Origin of the sequence: Burkholderia sp. IMCC1007 (assembly GCF_027257875.1) — a bacterium.
Classification (GTDB): domain Bacteria; phylum Pseudomonadota; class Gammaproteobacteria; order Burkholderiales; family Burkholderiaceae; genus Burkholderia.
Genome location: NZ_JAPVQY010000022.1, coordinates 1 through 20,968, shown reverse-complemented (window position 1 = coordinate 20,968; position 20,968 = coordinate 1). Strand labels below are relative to the sequence as shown.

The window sequence follows — 20,968 nt, the reverse complement described above, 5'->3', positions numbered from 1 at the left end:
AGCCGCCTGCCGTGTCCGGCCGAGGGATTCCGCGACGGGAATCCTGTATTGCGCGTTGCGCAATCGGCGATGAACGCCGAATGGCGCGCGAAACGTCGTGCGCGGCGATCGCCGCCAATCGGAACGATCGGGCCAGCTTGGCTAATAATGCGCGCGCCGCGCTTGCAACACCGGCGCAGCGCCACATCAATGCGCGTTCGCGGCGAACGTATCGCAGGCGCTCACCTCGCCCGAGTCCATCCCGCGCCGCAGCCAGTACACGCGCTGCTCGCTGGTGCCGTGCGTGAAGCTCTCCGGCACGACGTAGCCCTGCCCTTGCTGCTGCAGCCGATCGTCGCCGATCGCGGCCGCCGCCTTCAGCCCCTGTTCGAAATCGCCCGGCTCCATCAGCCGCTGGTTCGCGCGCTGCGCATTGTTCGCCCACACACCGGCGAAGCAGTCTGCCTGCAGTTCCATCCGCACCGACAGCGCGTTCGAGCGTGCCTCGCTCGAGCGCCGGCGCGCGGCGTCGACCTTGTCGGAAATGCCGAGCAGGTTCTGCACGTGGTGACCGACTTCATGCGCGATCACGTAGGCCTGCGCGAAATCGCCGCCCGCGCCGAACCGCCTGCGCAGCTCGTCGTAGAAGCCGAGATCGATATACACGTTGCGGTCGGCCGGACAGTAGAACGGCCCCATCGCGGTCTGGCCGGTGCCGCACGCGGTCGGCGTCGAGTTCTTGAACATCACGAGCTTCGGCGGCTCGTATTGCGCATGCAACTGGCTGTTGAAGACGTTCGTCCACGTGCGCTCGATATTGCCGAGCACCTTGCGCGTGAACACCGCGCCGGGGTCGTTCCCCGGCACGCCCTGATGCTGCCCGGGCGCGGGCTGCGCGTGCTGCTGCGCACCCTGCAGCGCGGATGCACCCTCCAGTATCACGCGCGGATCGATCCCGAAGAAATACGACGCGGCGAGCGCGACCACGATCGTACCGATGCCGATCGTCGCGCCGCGCCCGCCAATGAAACCGCCGCCGCCGCGGCGATCCTCCACGTTCACGCTTTCTTGTTCGTCGTCCAGCCTCATTGCCGGGCCCTCCCTGTCCTTGTCGATGGTCCGGTCGCACGAGCGCGCAACCGGGCGATCGACCACGACGACACGATCGTGGGCAGACGCAATGCATATGCCCCAGACATACGCATCGGGCGGTACGATCACGCCAATATCGCCGTCTGCCGCTCCGCTCGCACGACGGAATCGGCCGGCCAACGCGCCACGCGTCGCTTCGCGGCCCCACCCGCGCTATTTTGCCGGGCTTTTGCGACTTATCCCAAAAATATGGAGGATAGAGCGATTCGGTGCCGAACATCGTCAGCTTTTGCAAAATGGACGTGCGGGGTGCCGGGCGGCGCAACACCTGCATCGGCGCGGTCACCGGCCATCCGGCCGCGTCGCGTTCATCCTTTCGGCGGATACCGGCGTCGGCCCGCGCCGCCTAAAGTGACCGGAATCGACACCCTTCCGGAGCACGACATGACGCACCCGCAACCCCGTACGATCGCGATCACCGGCGCAGGCACCGGCATCGGCGCTGCGTGCGCGCGCCGCTTCGCGGCCCACGGCGACCGCGTCGTGCTGATCGGGCGGCGGCGCGCGCCGCTCGACGCGCTGGCCGCCGAAACGGGCGGCCTCGCGCTCGCGGGCGACGCCGCGAGCACGGCCGACTGGGCCGGCTTTCTGCCGGAGATCACCGAACGGTTCGGCCGCATCGACGCGCTCGTCGCGTGCGCGGGCGGCCACGGCCTCGGCCGCGCGGACGAAACCGACGATGCCGGGTGGCGCGACGCGATGCACGCGAACCTCGACACCGCGTTCGTCAGCGCCCGCGCGTGCCTGCCCGACCTGATCGCGCAGCGCGGCAGCATCGTGCTGGTCGCATCGATCGCCGCGCTCGCGGCCGGCCCCGGCGTGTGCGGCTACACGGTCGGCAAGCATGCGCTGCTCGGGCTCGCGCGGTCGCTCGCCCGCGACTACGGGCCGCACGGCGTGCGCGCGAATGCGGTCTGCCCCGGCTGGGTCCGCACGCCGATGGCCGATGCGGAAATGGAACCGCTGATGTCCGCCTACGGCGACACGCTCGACGGCGCGTATGCGCACGTGAGCGCCGACGTGCCGCTGCGGCGCGCGGCCGATCCGGACGAGATCGCGGCCGTATGCGCGTTCCTCGCGTCGCCGGACGCGTCGTTCGTGACCGGCGCGACGCTCGTCGCGGACGGCGGCGCAATGGTCGTCGACGTGCCGACGCTCGCGTTCGACAAGCTGTGATGATGGTGAGTGCAGTGGCGACGGGCGAATGCTGCGAGGACAGGCGCTGCCGTGACGGCGCGCTACAGCTGCAACGACGGGCGCTGCCGTGACGACGCGCTATTGCTGCGACGACGGGCGCTGCTGTGACGACGCGCTACTGCTGCAACGACGGGCGCTGCCGTGACGACGCGCTATTGCGGCGACGACGGGCGCTGCTGTGACGACGCGCTACTGCTGCAACGACGGGCGCTGCGTCGCTCCGCTCTGCGCGCCACGCCGTCGAAGGCATCCGCGGGGCCGCGCGCGCATCGTCCGGCACGCCGCACGTTCGCCATCCCGAAAATCCGCTAACATCGACCGATCCGCCGCCGCGCGCGGCACTGCCTCACCGTTCGGGATTCGATGAACATCCGGTTTCTTGAAACCTTCGTCTGGCTCGCGAAGCTGGAAAACTTTCGGCTCACGGCCGAGAAACTGCATACGACGCAGGCCGCCGTGTCGAGCCGCATCGCGTCGCTGGAAGAGGCGTTCGACGTGCGGCTGTTCGACCGCAACACGCGTTCGGCCACACTCACGCCCGCGGGCCGGCGCATGCTCGCCTATGCCGAGCGGATCGTGCGGCTCGACAGCGAGATGCGCCGCGACATCGATGCGGCGAGCGACGCTGGCCTGATCCGGATCGGCGTGATCGAGTCGATCGTGCACAGCTGGTTTCCGGCGCTGATGGCGCAACTGCGCGAGCGCTATCCGCGCCTCGACGTCGAGATCACGAGCGACACGACGCTGCACCTGATCCGGCTGCTGAGCACCGACGGCGTCGACCTGATCCTGCAGACCGACCCGGTGCCCGGCCCCGACTTCACGAATCTGCCGCTGTGCGAGTTCCCGGTGCACTGGGCGGCGAGCCCGCGCCTCGGGCTCGGCGGCGCACGGCTCGACGTCGCGCGGCTCGCCGCGTATCCGATCATCAGCTTCTCGCGCCACTCGGGCCCGCACGCGACGATCGAGCGGCTGTTCGCGGCCGTCGAGCGGCCGGCCAGCATCAACTGCATCACGTCGGTCGCCGCGATGATCCGGCTCGTCGCCGACGGCTTCGGCGTGGCCGCGCTGCCGCCCGCGATCATCGGGCGCGAACTGCAGGAAGGCGCGCTCGAACTGCTCGACGTCGAACCCGAATTCCCCGCGCTGCCGCTGGTCGCGTCGTATCGCACGCAGGGCCTGCCGGTCGCCGCGCGCATCGCGGAACTGGCGAGCGAAGTCGCGCGTGCGATGTCGGCGGCCGCAAGTCCGAAGCCGTGCGCGTCGGCAAAGGTCGATGCGGATACCGGTGCCGTCGACAACGCACCGGCCCGGCCGGCGACCCAAACCAAGACCAAGACCAAAACCGCAGCGGCAAAACGCACACCGAAAGCCGCGCCACCCGCCCCTTCCGCGAAGCGCCGGCCGCGCCGCTCATAAGAAAACCTGTTCACCGCGAATTTGTTTTCTTGTTGGACGGGCGCGGCCCGTCTTCGGGACACTGGAGTTCCTGACACACCCCGTCTCAAGGAACCTCGCGATGACCCGCCTTTCCCTTCCTCACGGCCAGCTCTGCGTCTGGACGGATATCGACCCCGCCTACGAAGCCGACTTCAACGCGTGGTACGACCGCGAGCACATGCAGGAACGCGTCGCGATTCCGGGCTTCACGCATGCGCGGCGTTTTCTCGCGACCGATGACGGCCCGCGCAAATACCTCGCGCTGTACGTGACCGAGACGCTCGACGTGTTCCGCAGCGACGCGTACCGGCGCGCGTTCACGCACCAGACGGCCTGGTCGCTCGCGAACTTCGAGCGGATGACGGGCACGCAGCGACGAGTCGGCGACCTGACGATCGAAGCCGGCGACGGCGAAGGCGTGCATCTCGCGCTGTTCGTGCTGCCGCCGGAGCGCGTCGACGTGCCCGCCCTGCGCGAACGCTTCGACGACGCGTTGCGCGAACCCGGTATCCATGCGGCACGGCTGTTCCGCACCGCGCCCGATCTTTCCGCGCCGATCGGCGCCGATGCGGCCGCGCGTCCGGCCGCCGACGCGCTCGTGCTGATCGAGGGCAGCGACGCAGCCGCCACGCGCCGTGTCGCCGCCGCGCTCGCCGGGCACGACGACGTGCGCACGTTCGACCTGCTGTGGCGCGCGGCCGCGCCGCTCGCCGTCGAACGCCGCGATGCCGAAACGAAACCGACAGCCGCCGCCGCGCTGCCCGCCTGAACCCCGACGCCACGCCGACACGGCCGCGCCGCGCGCTCGCAGCACGCGGCCCGCACGTCGGTCCCGCTTGTCATCCCGTCATCCGTCACGCCATGCCCGACACCATGAGCACTCTCGCCCAGCCCGCCGCCCACGCGCCCCGCCGCGTCCGCAACAGCCGACTCGCGACCGCGAGCATGATCGGCACGTCGCTCGAGTGGTACGACTTCACGATCTACAACACCCTCGCCGCGCTCGTCTTCAACCATCTGTTCTTTCCGTCGGTCGACCCGCTGGCCGGCACGATCCTCGCGTTCTCGACCTATGCGGTCGGCTACGTGTCGCGTCCGCTCGGCGGCTTCGTGTTCGGCAATCTCGGCGACCGGATCGGCCGCCGCGCGGTGCTGATGCTCACGCTCGTGCTGATGGGGCTGACGACCGCGCTGATGGGCGCGCTGCCGACCTATGCGCAGGCCGGCATCCTGAGCCCGATCCTGCTCGTCGCGCTGCGCTTCGTGCAGGGCGTCGCGCTCGGCGGCGAATGGGCCGGCGCGGTGCTGCTGTCGGTCGAGCACGGCGACCAGAAACGGCGCGGGCTGTCCGCGTCCTGGACGCAGATCGGCCCGTCGTTCGGCACGCTGCTCGGCACCGGCTGCATCGCGCTCGTCACGCTGTCCACCACGTCGGGCGACTTTCTGTCGTGGGGCTGGCGCGTGCCGTTCGCGGCGAGCGCGCTGCTCGTCGTGTTCGGCTTCTGGCTGCGCCGCGGCGTCGACGAAACGCCGCAGTTCGAGCAGCTCGCCGAATCGCACGCGACTGCCGAAGTGCCCGTCGCCGAAGTGCTGAAGCGCCACTGGCGGCGCCTGCTGATCGCCGGCGGTTCGCGGATCGGCTCGGACGTGCTGTACGCGCTGATCGTCGTGTTCACGCTGACCTACGTGACGACCGTGCTGCACCTGTCGCGCCCCGTCGCGCTGACGGCCGTGATGGTCGGCACGGCGTGCAACGCGCTCGCGGTGCCGTTCTTCGGCGCGCTGTCGGACCGCTTCGGGCGCCGTCCGGTGTATCTCGCCGGCGCGCTCGCCGGCATCGTGTGGGCGTTCGTGTTCTTCACGATGCTGAACTCGGCACGGCCCGCCGCGATCGTCGCGGCCGTCGCGATCGGCCTCGTGATCCATGCGGTGATGTACGGCCCGCAAGGCGCGTTCGTCACCGAGCAGTTTCCGACCCGCGTGCGTTACGCAGGCTCGTCGCTGGCGTACACGCTCGCCGGCATCGTCGGCGGCGGCTTCGCGCCGCTCGTGATCGCCGCGCTGTTCCGCCAGACGGGAACGACGACGGCCGTGTCGCTGTACGTCGCCGCGGCGCTCGTCGTCACGTCCGTCGCGCTGCTCGCCGCGCGCGAAACCGCGCATCGGCCGCTCGCCGACTGAGCGTCACCCGTCGCTCGTTTCATTCATTCGTACTTCCAACGGATATCCGCATGCAAGTCCTGTCGTTCAACATAATTTCCCTGCGAGGCGCACCGGCCGCGGTCGACGTCGAGATCGAGCGCGTCGTGATTGCCGGCTGGGCCGGGCGCGATCCCGCCGCGATCCGCGCGCACATCGACGAACTCGCGGCACTCGGCGTCGCGCCGCCGTCGACCACGCCGTGCTTCTATCGCGTCGCGGCCGCGCTGCTCACGCAGGCGCCGTCGATCGGCGTGCTCGGCGCGCGCTCGGGCAGCGAGATCGAGTGCGTGCTGATCGACAGCCCGGCCGGCACGCTGGTCACGCTCGGGTCGGATCACACCGATCGGGAGGTCGAGGCGTATGGCGTCGCGGTATCGAAGCAGGTATGCGCGAAGCCGCTCGGTCGCGACGCGTGGCGCTACGCGGACGTCGCCGATCACTGGGATGCGATCGAGATGCGTTCGTGGTGGGTCAAACGCGACGGCGAACGCGTCGCGTATCAGCATGGCGCAGTCAGCGGCCTGCTCGCGCCCGGCGCGCTGTGGCAGCGCTTCGACAATCGCCGCACGATGCCCGCGCGCTGCGCGATGTTCGGCGGCACCGTCGTCGTGCATGGCGCCATCGCGGCAATGGGCGACGGCGATGCGTTCGAGATGGAACTGCACGATCCGGTGCTCGGGCGGAGCCTGCGGCACCGGTATGCGGTCGAGGTGCTGCCGGTCGTGGCGTAATGGCGGGAGGCGGGAGGCGGCAGCGGGCATCGATCGGATCCGGCTTACCTCATTTCCGCGGCCGTCGCGCCCGCTTCCTGCACGGCCCAGCCCCGCCAGCGCCTCTTTCACCGCCGTATCGAGCGGCGGAAGCAGGAGGCGGACGCGGGCAGTGCGCCAGCGGCCCGGCTGCGAACATCCGCCGGATCCTGCTTACCCCATTTCCGCAAGCGTCGCGTCCGCTCGCCGCAAGCACCCCAATCCCGCCAGCGTTTCTCCCACCGCCGTATCGAGCGGCGTCACCGGCTCGCGGCCGAGCGCCGCCGTCACGCGTGCGTTATCCATCCGCAGCGGTTCGCGCCATAGATAGCGCATCTCGAGCATCTCGCGCATCGTCGTGACGAACGGTGCGGCCACCCATACGAGCCACCACGGGAAACGCCGCACCGTCGGCCGCATTCCGTGCCGTTGCGCGACGCGGCGCACGGCCTGCGCCATCTGCGTCCCGTCCGCGTCCCAGTGACCGCCGAGATGAAAGCGCGCGAACGGCTCCAGCGTATCGCGCCGCTCGATCAGCGCGACCATCGTGCGCGCGACGTCCGGCAGGTACGCCCATTGATGACCGACGCCCGGCCGGCCCGGCACGCTGATGACGGCCACCGGCCGCCCGGGCTTGACGAGCCCCTGCCCGAACCAGTTGTTGCCCGCGTGCGGGCCGAAGAAATCGCCGGCCCGCACGATGATCGTCCGCACGCGCTGCGCGGTCGCCGCCTGCAGCCGCCGTTCCAGCTCGACGCGGATCGCGCCCTTGCGGGTCGTCGGATGTTGCGGCGCGTCTTCCCGCAACGCCGGAAACGCGTCGGGGCCGTAGTTGTACACCGTCCCGGGCAGTACGACAGTCGCCTGCGCCACCGTCGCCGCCGCGATCGTGTTGTCGATCATCGGCAGCACCTGCTCGTTCCAGTTCCGGTAGCCGGGCGGGTTCACCGCGTGCACGATCACGCTGCAGCCGCGCGCGGCGCGGACCACCGCTTCGCGATCGAGCGCGTCGCCGCGCATCCACACGATGCCGTCGCGCTCCATCGTCTCGGCGCCGAGCCCGCGCTTGAGCGCACGCACCTGCCAGCCGGCATCGCGCAACTGACGAGCAACCTCGCCGCCGATTCCTCCGCTCGCGCCGAGCACGAGTGCCTGTCGTTGCGTCCCGCCCGCGTTCGTCGTCATTGCCGCTCTCCATGAATGAACCGTCGATGAACGCATTTTGGCGCGCGGCCTGCTAAGAAGGAATTGCTGAACCTGATCGACCGGCTATACATTTATGCATGACCATCGATCTGAACTGGGAGCGCTACCGGACCTTCCTCGCCGTGCTGACGGAAGGGTCGCTGTCGGGTGCGGCGCGGGCGCTCGGCATCACGCAACCGACGGCCGGCCGCCACGTCGCGGCGCTCGAAGCCGCGTTCGGCCAGACGCTGTTCACGCGCTCGCCGTCGGGGCTGCTGCCGACCGAGGCCGCCCTCGCGCTGCGCGGCCACGCCGAGGCGCTGCGCAGCGCGGCAGCCGCGTTCGAGCGCGCCGCCGCGAGCCACGGCGCGGGCGTGCGCGGCACGGTACGGATTTCGGCGAGCGACGTGATCGCGGTCGAGGTGCTGCCGCCGATGCTCGCGCGGCTGCGACGCGACCATCCGGGGCTCGTGATCGAACTGGTGCCGACCGACCGCATCCAGGACGTGCTGAACCGCGAAGCCGACATTGCCGTGCGGATGACGCCGCCCGCGCAGGACGCGCTCGTCGCCCGGCGCGTCGGCGCGATCGAAGTGGGGCTGTATGCACGTGACGACTATCTGACGCGCAACGGCGTGCCTTCGACGGTCGACGATCTCGCGCACCACGCGCTGATCGGCTTCGATACGGTCACGCCGTTCATCCGCTCGGCGAGCCGCGGGATGCCGCTGTGGAAGCGCGATGCGTTCGCATTGCGCACCGACAGCAACCTCGCGCAACTCGCGATGATTCGCGCCGGCTACGGGATCGGCTTCTGCCAGAGCGGGCTCGCGAAACGCGATGCACGGCTCGCCCGCGTGCTGCCGGACGGGCTCGCGATGATGCTGGAAACGTGGGTGGTCATGCACGAGGATCTGCGCACGAGCCCGCGTTGCCGGGCCGTATTCGATGCGCTGGTGAACGGGCTGCGCGCATATGCCGAAGGAACGGCCGACTAGGCCGTTCACCGCTGTCGCATCGGTCGCGTCGGTCGCGTCGGCCGCCTTAGTCGCATCAGTCGCATCAGTCGCATCGATCGCGTCGATCGCGTCGATCGCGTCGGTCGCGTCGATCGCGTCGGTCGCGTCGATCGCATCAGTCGCATCGATCGCGTCGATCGCGTCGATCGCGTCGATCGCGTCGATCGCGTCGATCGCGTCGGTCGCGTCGATCGCGCTGGTCGCGTCGGCCGTATCAGCCGCCTCGGCCGCCTCGGCCGCATCAGTCGCACCGGCCGCACCGGCACTTCGCCGCGCCGCGCGCTACTCGTAGATCTTGCCGGCGAACAGGATGTCCGCGATGCGCCGCCACGGATTCTCGGGCCGGCGGTAGCAATGCAGCCCTTCCTCGGACGCCTCGGCCCAGTCGACCATCGCCTCCAGGTATTCGCCGATCGAGCGGTTCTCCCAGCCGAGCACGGCGGCCGCATACGGCGCCGGCGGCACGTCGGCCTCGAGCTGGCGCTCCTTGTGCCAGTCATGGCCGAGCACGCGCAGGAAATGGATCAACGAGCGCTCGTCGACCACCCGCTCCAGCGCGTGCTGCAACCGCTCGGCCATCTGGCTCTTCAGTTCGTCGTTCATGCGTGGCCCCCTGCTGGTCCCAAGAATACATGCCGACGCCCCGCGCGCGGCACGATTTCACATCAGCAACTGCCGCGACAGCACCTCGCGCGCCTGCGTGACCGTCTCGCGTTCGCCGGGCATCGGCGGGGTCAGCGAGAACACTGCATCGGGCAGCGCCGGCAGCCGGTATTTCGGGCCGAGCCGCACGAGCCCCTCGCCGATCGCCGACGCGCACAGGCAACCGACGCCCAGCCCCGCCGCCAGCATCGACTGCAGCCCCGCGACGCCCGATGCGCTGTGCACGAGCACGTACGGCGCGTGCTGCTCGTCGAGGGAGCGCACCGCGACCTGATGCATCATGCAGTCGTCCGGCAGCAGCACGAGCGGCAACGGCTCACGCAACTGCTCGGCCAGCGCCGGGGCCGCGACCCACGACAGCGGCTCGCGCCGCAGCACCCAGCGCGTATCGGCCGACGCGGGCCGGAACGGGCCGCTCGACAGGTTCATCACGACGCCGAGATCGATCTGCCCGCGCGCATGCGCGGCTTCGATCTCGGCGCTCTTCATCGCGCTCACGTGCAGGCTCAGTTGCGGGTAGCACTCCCGCAGCCGCGCGAGCAGCCCCGCGACTTCATGCGTCCGGTAGTAATCGGTGATTGCGACGCGCAATTCGCCCTTGATCGCCTGCCCGCGCAACTCGTCGAACGCGGCCTCGTTCAGCGCGACGATGCGCCGTGCGTGCTGCAGCAGGCGCGCGCCGGCCGGCGTCGGCTCGACGCCGCGCTTGCTGCGCACGAACAGCGGTACGCCGGCGCGCGATTCGAGCTTGCGCACCTGCTCGCTGACCGTCGACTGTGACAAATGCAGCAGCGGCGCGGCCGCCGTAAGGCTGCCCGCATCCGCCACCGCCGCGAAAGTGCGCAACTGATCCAGATCGAAACCGCGCATCGCCTGCTCCATCCATCGAATAACCCGATGGATGCTACCACTTATTCCCGCTTTTCCGAATCATCCGCGATCCGCAGAATGTCGCTTCAACGGCACGCTGCCGAACCCGGTTCGCCCGATTCGCCGGTTCGCCATGCGTCCCTTATTCTTTGGGACTTCCGGACATGACCGACAACATCCTCGCCCGCTGCGCGCCGGCCGGCACGGCCACCGCGGCCCCGGTGCGCAGCCATCACGGCTGGGCGCTCGTCGTCCTGCTGGTCGGCGCCATTCTGCCGCCGCTCGACTACTTCATCGTGAATCTCGCATTGCCGGCCATCCGCGACGGCATCGGCGCCCGTCCGGCCGAGCTGGAGCTCGTCGTGTCGGCCTATGCGTGCGCGAACGCGGTCGTTCAGATCACCGGCGGCCGCCTCGGCGACCTGTACGGCACATGCGAAACGGGAGCGGTGCGTGCGCGACCGCTCGTCGGCATCGGCATCGGCATCGGCATCACTTCACTGCTGATGTTTCTGTTCCGGATGCCGCGCCTCCCATTCGGCCAGCTCGACGCGGTAGCGCGCCAGCGCTTCGTCGTACAGGTCGAAAACGCACGGCGAGCAGCCGCTGTTGCAGCAGTCTTCCAGTTCGGGTTGTACGGGCGGGGTCGGACGCGGATCGTCTGCGGGAGATTCGGGAGCGGCAGGAGCGGGAGACTTGGACACGGCGAAATTCGGATGAAAGGACGTGTTCAGTATACGTGGATGGCGCGCCACATCCCCACGATCGTCACCTGATCGTGGCGCGTGCGGACATCGCGTGTCCATGCATCGAGTTCGCGATCACGCCGGCCAGTGCGGCTCAGCTTGCATCCACCCGGCCGACGAACCGGCTGCGCGAGCCCGGGAAGATGAAATCGAGGCGGTCGAGCGCCGCCGCGCGACGGATCGCGTCGCCGAGCATGCCACGCGTGTCGTCCAGGTCCGCGATGATCTGCAGCCAGTCCGGCATGGCGATGCCGGTGAAAGCATCGTGATCGGTGTCGCTGCGCGTTCGTCCATCCGCTGACGCGGTTCCGCAGACCTCCTCCGCCCGGATGAATCGACGGCACGGCGACGGCGGACGCGGCGGCCGGGGGCACTACCAGCCGCCCGCGTTGTCGCGCCCTCCGCACCCTCCGCACCCTCCGCACCCTCCGCGCCCTCCGCACCCTCCGCACCCTCCGCGCCCTCCGCACCCTCCGCACCCTCCACGCCCTCCACGCCTACTTCGCCGGCGCATCCGGCTTCTGCTTGTCGGCGAGCGGTTGCCACGCGGCACCCAGCGCATACCAGTCGATGCGGCGCGTGAGCGTCATGATCCCGGCGAGGATCGCGAACAGCAGCAGCGAACCGAGCATCAGCGCGTTGTCCTCCGACAGCAGCAAGCCGTAGAGCGCCGCGTACAGTATCGCGAGCAGCCCTGCGAATGCGGCGCCGCGCTTCACGCTGTGCAGCACGAACGATAGATAGAAGCCGAGCAGCCCGATGCATGCGCCGCTTGCCGCGAGATACGCGTAGCCGAACGCGATGTGCTCGGACAGGCTCAGCAACAACAGGAAGAACAGCGCGAGCGACAGACCGACGAGCAAGTACTGGATCGGGTGAATGCGCAACCGCTTCACGAGTTCGTACATGAAGAAACTCGCAAACGTCAGGATCACGAACAATGCGCCGTACTTCGTCGCGCGTTCGGTCAGCAGATAGACGTTCACCGGCTCGATCACCGACACCGACGCCGTCTCGAGCGCGTCGTCCGCGTAGCGGGATGCGATCTGCTCGCGCACCTTCGTGTTGAACGACGTCACGCGCCAGGTGCCGGTGAACCCGTGTGCATCGACGGTGCGGCTATGCGGCAGGAACGTGCCGCCGAAGCTCGGATGCGGCCACGTCGACTTCAGCGAGAAATCGTTCTGGTCGGCCACCGGCGCGAACGAAACGGATTCCGCGCCGCGCAGCGGCAACGCGATGCTGAACGGCACGACGCCCGCCGGATTCGCGTCCGCCAGCGCCGCGAGATCGAGGTTCGCGTGCACGCCCTGACGCAGGCGATCGAGCCGCGTGCCCTGCTCGAGGCCGAGCGGCTTGCCGCCGATGTTCAGCACCGGCTGCGACGTCAGCCCGCGAATATCGCTGATACCGATCGCGACGTATGTGCCGTCGATCGTGAAGCTCACGTGCCCGTCGGCCTGCGGCAGCTTCTTCAGGTCGGGCAGCGCCAGCGTGCCCGACAGCCGGCTCTGCAGGTCGTACACGAGCGCCTTGTGGATGCCGCGATAGCGCACGCTCGTCTCCAGCGCGCCGTCGACGTTCAGCGTCTTTGGAAACACGAACAGGCGCCGGCTCTCGCGACGCAGGCTCGGCTTCGCCGCGCCGCGGGCCGGGGGGTCGCCGCGCACGCGCGTGACTTCCGTGTACTGCACTACGAGCATCGGGCCCGTCACCGTCTGCGGCCCCGCATAGCTGGACCAGACGCTCTGCAGCGCGCTGTCGCGATACGCGGCGCGTTCCTGCACGATGCCGCGGACCATCTGCAACGGGATCAGGATCAGCAGCGCGAGGAGCGCGGTGATCAGGGACTTGAACAACAGGACTCGATTCATGCTGACGGGTACCGGAGTGAAGATACGGTCAGCATGAGCGGGCCCGGTGAAGGCCGATTGAAGCCGGTGTGAAGCGAAGGTGTAGCGAATGTGTGGCGGACGTGAAGCGCGCTCAGCCCGGCGACTGCAGCGTGAGCGTCGCGCACGCGCCGCCTTCGGCGCGGTTCGCAAGCGCGATCTGGCCGCGATGCAGCATCGCGACTTCGCGCACGAAACACAGGCCGAGCCCCGTGCTGCGGTCCTGCCCGTCGGGACGCGGCAGCGAATAGAAGCGCTCGAACACGCGCGCCAGTGCGTAGTCGGGCACGCCGGGGCCGTCGTCGGCGACGCGCACGATCGCGACCTGCCCGCGCCCCGCCGCGTGCCGCTCGAGTGCAACCCGGATCGCGCTGCCACGCGGCGCGAAATCCAGCGCGTTGTCGAGCAGGTTGCCGAGCGCCTGGCGCAGCAGGAACGGATCGCCTTCGACGACCGTCGCGCCGGCCGTCCGGTCGGCCTCGATGCGCACGGTCACGCCGCGCCGGCGCGCGCGCGGCTCGAGGTCCTCGACGAGCTGGTCGAGCACCGGCAGCAGCGCGACCGGCTCGCGCACCGACAGCCGCTGCTTCTGCTCGACTTCAGCGAGCGCGAGCAGCTTGCGGATCATCTGCTCCAGACGGCCGGCCTGGCGCCGGATGTTCTCGGCGAAACGGCGGCGGTTCGCGACCGGCATCTCTTCGTGCAGCAGTTCGGCCGCGCCGCTGATCGCCGCGAGCGGGCTCTTCATTTCGTGCGTGAGCGTGTGAATGTAGGTTTCGACGTATTGCCGGTCTTCCAGCCGCTGGCGCATGGTTTCCACCGCGCGGCCGAGCTCGGCGAGTTCGTTCGCGCCCTGCAGCGGCATCGTCGCGCGCTCGCCGGCCGCGATCGCGCGCGCATAGCGCTGCAGGCGCCGCAGCCCGAGCACGAGCCACCACGTGCACGCGACGCCGATCAGGATCGCGCCGCCCATCAGCAACGCGCCGTACAGCATGATCTTGCGCTGGCTGCGCGCGATGAACGGCGCGACCGTCTGGTTCGGCTTCGCGATCGTCAGCACGCCGATGATCGCGTCGCCGTGCCGGATCGGCGCCGCGACGTGCATCACGGTGCTGTGCCGCGATGCGTGCGGATCGGGTCGCGTTCCGCGTCGATCGCGCGCAGTTTCGCGCGCAGCGTCTTGATGTGCGTGTCGACCGTGCGGTCGGCCGAGTCGAATGCCTCGTGCCACACGAGATCCATCAGCTGCTCGCGCGAATAGATGCGCCCCGGATGCCGGACGAGCAGCGCAAGCAGGCCGAATTCGTAGCGGGTGAGGTTCAGCGGGTGGCCGAGCCATGCCACGCGCGCGCCGTCGGTATCGAGTTCGAAGCCCGGCGCGACGGGTTCGGGCGCGTCCTGCGCCGGTGCCGCCGCAGGATGCGGATGCGGCGCCGTCGGCCGGTGGAAGCGGCGCAGGATCACGCGTACCCGCGCGGCCAGTTCGCGCGGCGAGAACGGCTTGACCACGTAATCGTCCGCGCCGATTTCGAGGCCGACGATCCGGTCGATCTCGTCGTGCCGCGCGGTCAGGAAGATCACCGGCACGTCCGAGAACGTCCGCAGCCGGCGGCACACCTCGAAGCCGCTGAGGTCGGGCAGCCCGACGTCGAGCACCACGAGGTCGAAGCGCGTGTCGCTCAAGCGGTCGAGCGCCGCCTGCCCCAGCGTGCAGTGCACGGTCTGCATGCCTTCCGTGCCGAGGGCGTAGACGATCGTGTCCGCGATCGCCAGTTCATCTTCGACGATCAGGATATGTGGCTGATTCATGGTCTCGGGTTCTGTCGCGCAATCCGGTGCGACATTGTACGCACGGGCGGATGCGGCACGCACCGCCCCGCCGCGAGACCGCCCTCCGTTACGCCACGCGGCCGCTCACCGGAATCGATGCGCCGGTGATCGCCTGCGCGTCGGCCGACAGCAGGAAGCCGATCGTCGCCGCGAGCTGTTCGGGCCGCACCCAGCGCGAAAAGTCCGCGTCGGGCATGTCCGCGCGATTCGGCGGCGTGTCGATGATGCTCGGCAGCAGCGCGTTCACCGTCACGCCGCGATCCAGCAGTTCCGCCGCCAGCGCCTCGGTGAGCCGCGCGACGCCCGCCTTCGCGGCCGCATACGCGCCCATCCCGTTGCCGGCCTTGAACGCCGCGCCCGCGCCGATGTTGACGATGCGGCCGGCCTGGCTCGCCACCAGGTACGGCAGCGCGGCCTTCGACGCATTCAGCGCCGTCTTCACGTTCAGTTCGTACATGCGGTCCCACGTGGCGGCATCGCCATCGGCGATCGTCTGCCACACGAATGCACCGGCGATGTTCAGCAGCGCGTCGACCCGGCCGAACTCGCGATTCACGGTGTCGAGCGCCCGCACGGCCGCCTGCGGATCGACGAGATCGATGCCGCCGATGCGCAGCGCGTCGGCCGGCACATCGGGCAGCGCGTGCGCGTCCGGCGCCGCGCCGCGGCCGATCAGCGCGACGCGCGCGCCGTGCTGGCCGAGCCAGGCGGCCGTGGCGACGCCGAGATGGCCGAATCCGCCGGTGATCGCGACTGCCTTGCCTGTCAGGTCGTGTTCCATCGATATGCTCTCCTCGGTCTAGGGGATGGGATGATACGCGGTTCAAGCGCGCTGCCGGCCGCGACACGCGGTGTGCCCGGCCCGGCGTTTCGACAGCGTAGCGCCGATCACGCCTGCGTGCGCGCGGCGACGAGGTTGCGGCGGCGCAGTTCCTCGGTCGTTTCGCCCTGGTTGTCCGGACGCCAGCCCGGCGGCAGCATCACGAAGCGCAGCGCGGTCCACACGTCGCGGGCCGTGGCAACGTCGCGGGCCAGGCTCGCCCAGTGCTCGAGTTCGACGACCAACGGGTTGCGCGACCGGGTCGGCGTGACGAGGCCGTAGCGGCACGGTTCGTCCGCGCGTTCGGCGACGTAGGTACCGAACAGCCGGTCGAAGACGATCAGCACGCCGCCGTAGTTCGCGTCGAGGTAGTCGAGGTTCGACGCATGATGCACGCGATGCGCGGACGGCGTATTGAACACGTATTCGAGCCAGCCGAGCTTCGGCATCCACGTGTTGTGCAGCCAGAACTGGTACATCAGGTTGAACGACAGGATCGCGAGCACGGCTTCCGGACGCACGCCGAGCCAGACGAGCGGCGTGAAGAACATCGCGGCGCCGGCGATCTTGCCGGTCCAGCCGAGCCGGAACGCGGACGACAGCGTCAGCTGGTTCGGCGAATGATGCACGGCGTGCGTCGACCAGAAGAAGCGCACCCGGTGCGACGCGCGGTGATACCAGTAGTAGCAGAACTCCTGGCCGACGAACACGAGCAGCGCGAGCGCGACGCTGTGCAGCGGGATCGTGAACAGCCGGTGCGTCCATGCGAAGCCGAAGATCGGCGTGGCGAGCGACAGCGGCACCAGCGCGAGCAGCTTGCGGCCCGCGAGATCGGCAAGCGACAGCCAGACCTCGTTCCAGTCGAACGGTTCGGGCTGGCGGCTGCGGCGCCAGGTGAGCACGGCCGCTTCGACGAGCGACACGGCGACGATGAAGAGTGTGGCGAAGAATGCGAGCTTGCCGGTGGTCATGAGCATGATGAGTCTTTCCTTCGGTTGAATCGGACGCGTCATGCGCGGCACGTGCCGTGGTCGCGTCGAATGACACGCACTGTAGTGGGCGGAGTGCGGCGACGCCACGAATCAAATGTGTCGCGGTATGTCGCGGCGGAGATGGGGTCGGGCAGCTGCTGTGGCCGGGGCCTTGCGTCGGCGGGGGCCTGGCGCGGCTGCAGTTACAGGTTGCGTTTGGCTCGCCGGAAATATGTCAGCGTATGTCGGCGCGAGGCATAAATGGCGGTAGTGGTCGGTGCCGCTGCCGCTATGTCGTTCGGAATGCGCGCGTGGCGTTTGTTATCGCAGGTGCTGGTTCGCGATACACGCGCCGAACGGATGATGTTGTGGACTCCGCGTCAGGCTCGTCCGGTGCATTCGTCGAGTCGTTTATAAGACAAACGCCATAGAAAGTTTGAACATGCAGTTGCGCAAGATCATCAAGACCCGCGGTCGCTTCCCGAACGACGAGGCGGCCATCAAGCTGCTCTGGCTGGCGTTGCGCAACGTACTGGCGAAAACCGTGCGGTCTGCGTTCGACTGGAAATCAGCGATGAACCAGTTTGCTATCCTGTTCGGAGAGCGATTTATGCAGGCGCGTGGATAACGCGTTATTCAACCGCCTCGCCCACAAAAATGCGGACAGGTTCGCCGACGCCGGCCATTAAGACCCCGCTGATCGCGGGCGCGGCGGGCGCGGCGGGCGCGATGACGAAAGCGAGAATTCATTCAATCACCAAGCTCTTTATGATGCGTGCTTGCCAGCTACTACTCGACGCAAAGGTGCCCGATCCCGTTGGCAAGACACTACAGAGCGCCAATGAAACCATCGTCGCAGCGCCGTGGAAGAATCCGTCCCAACACTCGTAAAGCTGTTTCACCGGCGTCAGCGCACGTCCGTTTTCTACGGCGTAGGACACCACCAGGCGAGTAACGATAACAATATCATCCGCGTTACCTCTGGGACTGCGTACGCGTTTTGATTGGATGATATTCTGAGTAACATCGCGCTGCGCATCGTAATAGTCAGATCTCGCGGACCTAGGATGGCCGCCACTCAAATCAATTAACCCTACTCTATCTTTCTCTTTGAATGCAACCTTCCCAGATGTGATACTCCCATAAAAGAAAGGACTACCACTGGAATCTCTATATAGCAAATGACACGAATCTTGACCATCGCTGAATTTTCGCGTTGACTCGAACGAAAAACCGCATTCACCAACGAGATCGTAACGATAATGCCCGCCCTGCGGTACAGATTCTCCCCGCGCGTTACCTAGCCCCGCAATTGATGCCAAGGTGGACACCAAAATCAGTAGACGTCGGATTTTCATCACGGCCTCAGGTTTTTGTATGGTGAATCTTCTGGTTTATCGTCACAAAGGAGTTCATACGCCGATTTGAAATAAATTATCCGCCTGGCGAGGTGTTTTGCCGCGCGATTAACTTGCAATGTCACATCCAGGACATCTCGATCCACACCTCGCTCGTCCGCGATTCCGCTGAATCGAGCGTTATCCACCCTTGTATTGATATTCACTTTTCCATCAAGTACCCACTTATATTTGCTCTTGCTTCCCGGTGGATTTAAATGCCTGTCGCGGGTCTGTTCCGAAGCCCAATACAGCCCGGATGCGTCAGCGGCAACGTAGGCATCCGACTCAAGCAAGAGATGTCGCGGTTCGATAACATATGAAGCGTTTCTATAACGCCCGTACCGGTCGTAATTTACTCGACCAGTCACTTGGATGACACCCCTGCCGCGAAAGCGAACCCCATCTCCCACTTGTGTGTTCCCTAGATCCACTCGCCCCTCATAGGCATCACCCGAATCATACTCACGGACAGTTTGGAGGCCATCAGTCTCTTGGGCAATCTGCCCCCAGAAGTGAGCGGTCCGCAAAACCGACTCCAGAAGATATTTTCTTCTAACCACATTTAACGCTACCCACATACGTGGCGGCAGTTTCTGTTTAATTGTAGATTGACCGTCGGACAGGAGTGTTAGGGCTCGGCTGAATGTGAGACCAGTGCCCTTGGCCGGTAGCAATTGCACCATTTCCGACTTACTAAGCCAACCGCATTTTTTTAGCGTATTGATGAATTGCACCGGATGAAAGTGATAGTGCTCCGTCTTCAGTGCGAGGCCTTGCTCCATGGCGTCCTCCCAAAACGCCAAAGCCTGATGATGGCGCTTAAGCCGTTCATACGCCGGTTCGTCAAGGTTTATCGGAAACACAATATTTTTAACCGGATTCGCCCCTTCGGTGCCTCGCAGCCAACCCCAGCGCTTATCGAAGTCATCCCGCGCCCATTCAGTCGGCATCTTGACCACGCAGTAAGTAAGTCGATCCCGCAATTCGCCCGTCTGCGTCTTGGCATAGGCGAGCATCAACCGACCACGGTGTGCCGTAGCGGCATCGATCACGACGGTAGTACCGGGCGCGCTCTCGCCCGGGCGAGGCGTAGACGCCTTGGGCTCGATCAGGTCAAGCAGCTGCATCGAGTCGCAACGACTATTGCCGTCGGTGTCGTCATCGATAAAGGTCCAGCCCAACCAATGGGGAAAGTCGGCATCGCTGTAGACTTTGACACCTGCGTGATTCAGGTCAACGAAGGCACGTGCGTTCGCGTCAACAGCGACCTTGCGGAAATGCGGTAGGCGGCCCTCATGCAGATCCGTCGCGGCTGGCGCATCGGGCCCCAGGATTCGACCGAAACGCAGCATTTCGTAGCCGGCGCTCGGGCAGCCGGGGTACGTGTCCGTCGCCGTCTTGTAGAGCTTGTACGCGCCTTCGGGCTCAGGCGCGCTACCGATTCGTTCACCGTCGGCATTGCGTGTGGTCAAGGTGATGGTGCCGCGTGCTTCGCTCAGCGAGATGATGAGCGGAGCCTTCGTGTGACCGATGGGTTGTACGGTCCACCGTGCCCACACGTCCGGGGTAAGGTCATCGGGCGGCGTCTTGGCCGCAGCGCCATACACCGCGGGGACACGAATGGTGCGCTGCGCTACGGTAGGTGCGGGCTTTCTCAAAGCACTTTGCTCGGAGCCGATCACCCGTGGCCACCACGTTCCGGCATCCTTCGCCTTCTTGCCGTTGATGGCAAGGATACGCTCCGGGGTGGTATGGAAGCGCTGCGCGACGCTTGCAAGCGTATCGTTGGCGGCACCCACGGTGGAATCGAACGCACGCACAACGTAGTTTCGGGTCTCGGTCCGAGGATTGACCGCGTACATGGGCGTGCCCGCCGGCAGCACGATATGCATGTCGCCCCACACGCAGTTGCGTCGGCCCTCGGGGGCCTGTAATTTCCCCGTGCTGCGCCCCATCAGCTTCTCCACGTTCGCTTGATCGGCAACGATTTCGAAGTGGATGCGATTGGGCCTACCGTAGATGTTGCCAGCCTGGCCGATGGGGTCCTTGCGATAGACCTTGTCCCCCTTCTGCCATGCCGCCTGAGTGCCCGTTTTGTTCGCCACGGTTTTCAGGTGCTGATAGATCGAATAGAAGACGACCTCGACGCCTTCGCCGATTTCAGTCTGGTGCTTGAGAATCACCACGCCATTGCTGGTCCAGCCGGCGTAGTAGAACAACGGATAGGCGTCGCGCTCTTGCTCGGTGGGGGCCTGTTTCGGCTGGGGTGTGCAGGCGCGCGCGAATACGACTTCGCCATCTGCGATCGCGCGTACGGGTTCGGGATTTTTGTCATCGCCCGGCGCAACCAAATGCACGCCACCATGCCAGCCGAACTGGTAGCTAACGGGGAAGCTACCTTTACCGCTCTTTTCGCCCAGGCCGAAGGTGCCGTCGTTCCGGTCGTCCTCTGCCTTCGGTTGGGGCGTGCTCAAAAAAGGAAAGCTGATAAGCATGGGAAGTTCCAGGCGATTACTCGAAGAGCGACACATCAGCGGGATCGACGGGTTACCGGCCCGTGATCAAGCCGCCGGTCTACATGCGGATAGCGCGGCCGGCGCATGCACCGGCCGCGCGGAGGCCCAGGCTTAGGCTTCCTGCGGCTTGCGCCAGTCGTCCGACGCTTCCGTGCCGGCGATGGCGTGCGTCCAGGTGATCTTGCGATACGCCATCGAGACCTTCACCAGTTGGGTGTACTCGGCCTTGCTGGCGTCCTGCGCATGCGGCAACACGGCGTTGATGTTGACGATGGTGGCGTCTTCGAGCTTGGTCGTGAAGAAGTGCTCCTGCTTGCCCTCGGTGGAGGTGCGATAC

20 protein-coding genes and 3 pseudogenes are annotated in these 20,968 nt (G+C 67.0%); 9 read left to right on the top strand and 14 right to left on the bottom strand.

What is annotated here, in order from left to right; translation table 11 throughout:
* Nucleotides 1-186: 186 nt before the first annotated feature.
* A complete protein-coding gene (gene ypfJ, locus O1Q03_RS19730) occupies nt 187-1,068 on the bottom strand; it encodes a KPN_02809 family neutral zinc metallopeptidase (protein ID WP_269505553.1) in 882 nt (293 codons plus the stop codon).
* 447 nt (nt 1,069-1,515) lie between these two features.
* On the opposite strand from ypfJ, the gene O1Q03_RS19725 reads away from it, so the two are divergent.
* The 5 genes from O1Q03_RS19725 to O1Q03_RS19705 all read left to right on the top strand — a co-directional run bounded on the left by O1Q03_RS19725 (nt 1,516) and on the right by O1Q03_RS19705 (nt 6,701).
* Nucleotides 1,516-2,307 (top strand): SDR family NAD(P)-dependent oxidoreductase, encoded by a 792-nt coding sequence (locus O1Q03_RS19725; protein WP_269505552.1) that lies wholly within the window; start codon nt 1,516-1,518, stop codon nt 2,305-2,307.
* Between the two features lie 384 nt (nt 2,308-2,691).
* Nucleotides 2,692-3,747 (top strand): LysR family transcriptional regulator, encoded by a 1,056-nt coding sequence (locus O1Q03_RS19720; protein ID WP_269505551.1) that lies wholly within the window; start codon nt 2,692-2,694, stop codon nt 3,745-3,747.
* A gap of 100 nt (nt 3,748-3,847) precedes the next feature.
* Nucleotides 3,848-4,537: a DUF4286 family protein gene (locus tag O1Q03_RS19715; protein WP_269505550.1), complete on the top strand. Its 690-nt coding sequence runs from the start codon at nt 3,848-3,850 to the stop codon at nt 4,535-4,537.
* Between the two features lie 92 nt (nt 4,538-4,629).
* Complete coding sequence (locus O1Q03_RS19710) at nt 4,630-5,949, top strand: MFS transporter (RefSeq protein ID WP_269505549.1); 1,320 nt, start codon at nt 4,630-4,632, stop codon at nt 5,947-5,949.
* 50 nt (nt 5,950-5,999) lie between these two features.
* Nucleotides 6,000-6,701: a DUF2848 domain-containing protein gene (locus tag O1Q03_RS19705; protein ID WP_269505548.1), complete on the top strand. Its 702-nt coding sequence runs from the start codon at nt 6,000-6,002 to the stop codon at nt 6,699-6,701.
* A 192-nt stretch (nt 6,702-6,893) separates the two neighbouring features.
* On the opposite strand, the gene O1Q03_RS19700 is transcribed toward O1Q03_RS19705, so the two are convergent.
* Entirely contained in the window at nt 6,894-7,904 is a 1,011-nt protein-coding gene (locus tag O1Q03_RS19700; RefSeq protein WP_269505547.1) for an NAD-dependent epimerase/dehydratase family protein, read from the bottom strand.
* Nucleotides 7,905-8,002: 98 nt separating this feature from the next.
* Between O1Q03_RS19700 and O1Q03_RS19695 the strand changes: the two genes are divergently transcribed.
* Together O1Q03_RS19695 and O1Q03_RS19690 are read left to right on the top strand one after the other, a co-directional pair.
* Nucleotides 8,003-8,902 (top strand): LysR family transcriptional regulator, encoded by a 900-nt coding sequence (locus O1Q03_RS19695; protein ID WP_269505546.1) that lies wholly within the window; start codon nt 8,003-8,005, stop codon nt 8,900-8,902.
* The gene (locus O1Q03_RS19690; protein WP_269505544.1) at nt 8,880-9,215 is read left to right on the top strand and encodes a hypothetical protein; all 336 of its coding nucleotides are present in this window, start codon (nt 8,880-8,882) and stop codon (nt 9,213-9,215) included. The genes O1Q03_RS19695 and O1Q03_RS19690 overlap by 23 nt, the downstream gene beginning before the upstream one ends.
* Here the strand turns inward: O1Q03_RS19690 and O1Q03_RS19685 are convergent.
* Both O1Q03_RS19685 and O1Q03_RS19680 read right to left on the bottom strand, forming a co-directional pair.
* The gene (locus O1Q03_RS19685) at nt 9,206-9,526 is read right to left on the bottom strand and encodes a DUF7660 family protein (protein ID WP_269505542.1); all 321 of its coding nucleotides are present in this window, start codon (nt 9,524-9,526) and stop codon (nt 9,206-9,208) included. The genes O1Q03_RS19690 and O1Q03_RS19685 overlap by 10 nt on opposite strands.
* 57 nt (nt 9,527-9,583) lie before the next feature.
* A complete protein-coding gene (locus O1Q03_RS19680) occupies nt 9,584-10,456 on the bottom strand; it encodes a LysR family transcriptional regulator (RefSeq protein ID WP_269505540.1) in 873 nt (290 codons plus the stop codon).
* 164 nt (nt 10,457-10,620) lie between these two features.
* On the opposite strand from O1Q03_RS19680, the pseudogene O1Q03_RS19675 reads away from it, so the two are divergent.
* A pseudogene (locus O1Q03_RS19675) lies at nt 10,621-10,887 on the top strand (MFS transporter); the annotation flags it as partial.
* A 66-nt stretch (nt 10,888-10,953) separates the two neighbouring features.
* Here O1Q03_RS19675 and O1Q03_RS19670 read toward each other — a convergent pair.
* The 7 genes and pseudogenes from O1Q03_RS19670 to O1Q03_RS19640 form a co-directional block, all read right to left on the bottom strand.
* On the bottom strand, nt 10,954-11,160 hold the full coding sequence (locus tag O1Q03_RS19670) for an oxidoreductase-like domain-containing protein (protein ID WP_269505663.1): 207 nt from the start codon (nt 11,158-11,160) through the stop codon (nt 10,954-10,956).
* A 136-nt stretch (nt 11,161-11,296) separates the two neighbouring features.
* Entirely contained in the window at nt 11,297-11,446 is a 150-nt protein-coding gene (locus O1Q03_RS19665) for a hypothetical protein (RefSeq protein WP_269505539.1), read from the bottom strand.
* A gap of 253 nt (nt 11,447-11,699) precedes the next feature.
* Complete coding sequence (gene creD / locus O1Q03_RS19660) at nt 11,700-13,076, bottom strand: cell envelope integrity protein CreD (protein WP_269505537.1); 1,377 nt, start codon at nt 13,074-13,076, stop codon at nt 11,700-11,702.
* A 112-nt stretch (nt 13,077-13,188) separates the two neighbouring features.
* Nucleotides 13,189-14,244: pseudogene (gene creC / locus O1Q03_RS19655) on the bottom strand (two-component system sensor histidine kinase CreC); the annotation flags it as partial.
* Nucleotides 14,199-14,903, bottom strand: coding sequence for a two-component system response regulator CreB (creB, locus tag O1Q03_RS19650; protein WP_269505535.1), 705 nt, complete (start codon nt 14,901-14,903; stop codon nt 14,199-14,201). The gene creB and the pseudogene creC, both read right to left, overlap by 46 nt.
* Nucleotides 14,904-14,991: 88 nt before the next feature.
* On the bottom strand, nt 14,992-15,705 hold the full coding sequence (locus O1Q03_RS19645; RefSeq protein WP_269505533.1) for an SDR family NAD(P)-dependent oxidoreductase: 714 nt from the start codon (nt 15,703-15,705) through the stop codon (nt 14,992-14,994).
* Between the two features lie 107 nt (nt 15,706-15,812).
* Entirely contained in the window at nt 15,813-16,721 is a 909-nt protein-coding gene (locus O1Q03_RS19640) for a sterol desaturase family protein (RefSeq protein ID WP_269505532.1), read from the bottom strand.
* 391 nt (nt 16,722-17,112) lie between these two features.
* On the opposite strand from O1Q03_RS19640, the pseudogene O1Q03_RS19635 reads away from it, so the two are divergent.
* Nucleotides 17,113-17,343 (top strand): annotated as a pseudogene (locus O1Q03_RS19635) (transposase); the annotation flags it as partial.
* A 118-nt stretch (nt 17,344-17,461) separates the two neighbouring features.
* On the opposite strand, the gene O1Q03_RS19630 reads toward O1Q03_RS19635, so the two are convergent.
* The 3 genes from O1Q03_RS19630 to tssD all read right to left on the bottom strand — a co-directional run.
* Nucleotides 17,462-18,073 (bottom strand): hypothetical protein, encoded by a 612-nt coding sequence (locus tag O1Q03_RS19630; RefSeq protein WP_269505530.1) that lies wholly within the window; start codon nt 18,071-18,073, stop codon nt 17,462-17,464.
* Nucleotides 18,073-20,610 carry a peptidase M23 gene (locus O1Q03_RS19625; protein WP_269505528.1) on the bottom strand — a complete coding sequence of 846 codons (2,538 nt, stop codon included), beginning with the start codon at nt 20,608-20,610 and terminating at the stop codon, nt 18,073-18,075. Before O1Q03_RS19625 ends, O1Q03_RS19630 begins: the two co-directional genes overlap by 1 nt.
* Before the next feature lie 132 nt (nt 20,611-20,742).
* Nucleotides 20,743-20,968 (bottom strand): type VI secretion system tube protein TssD (gene tssD / locus O1Q03_RS19620; protein WP_269505526.1); only part of this gene is annotated, 226 nt, incomplete at its 5' end.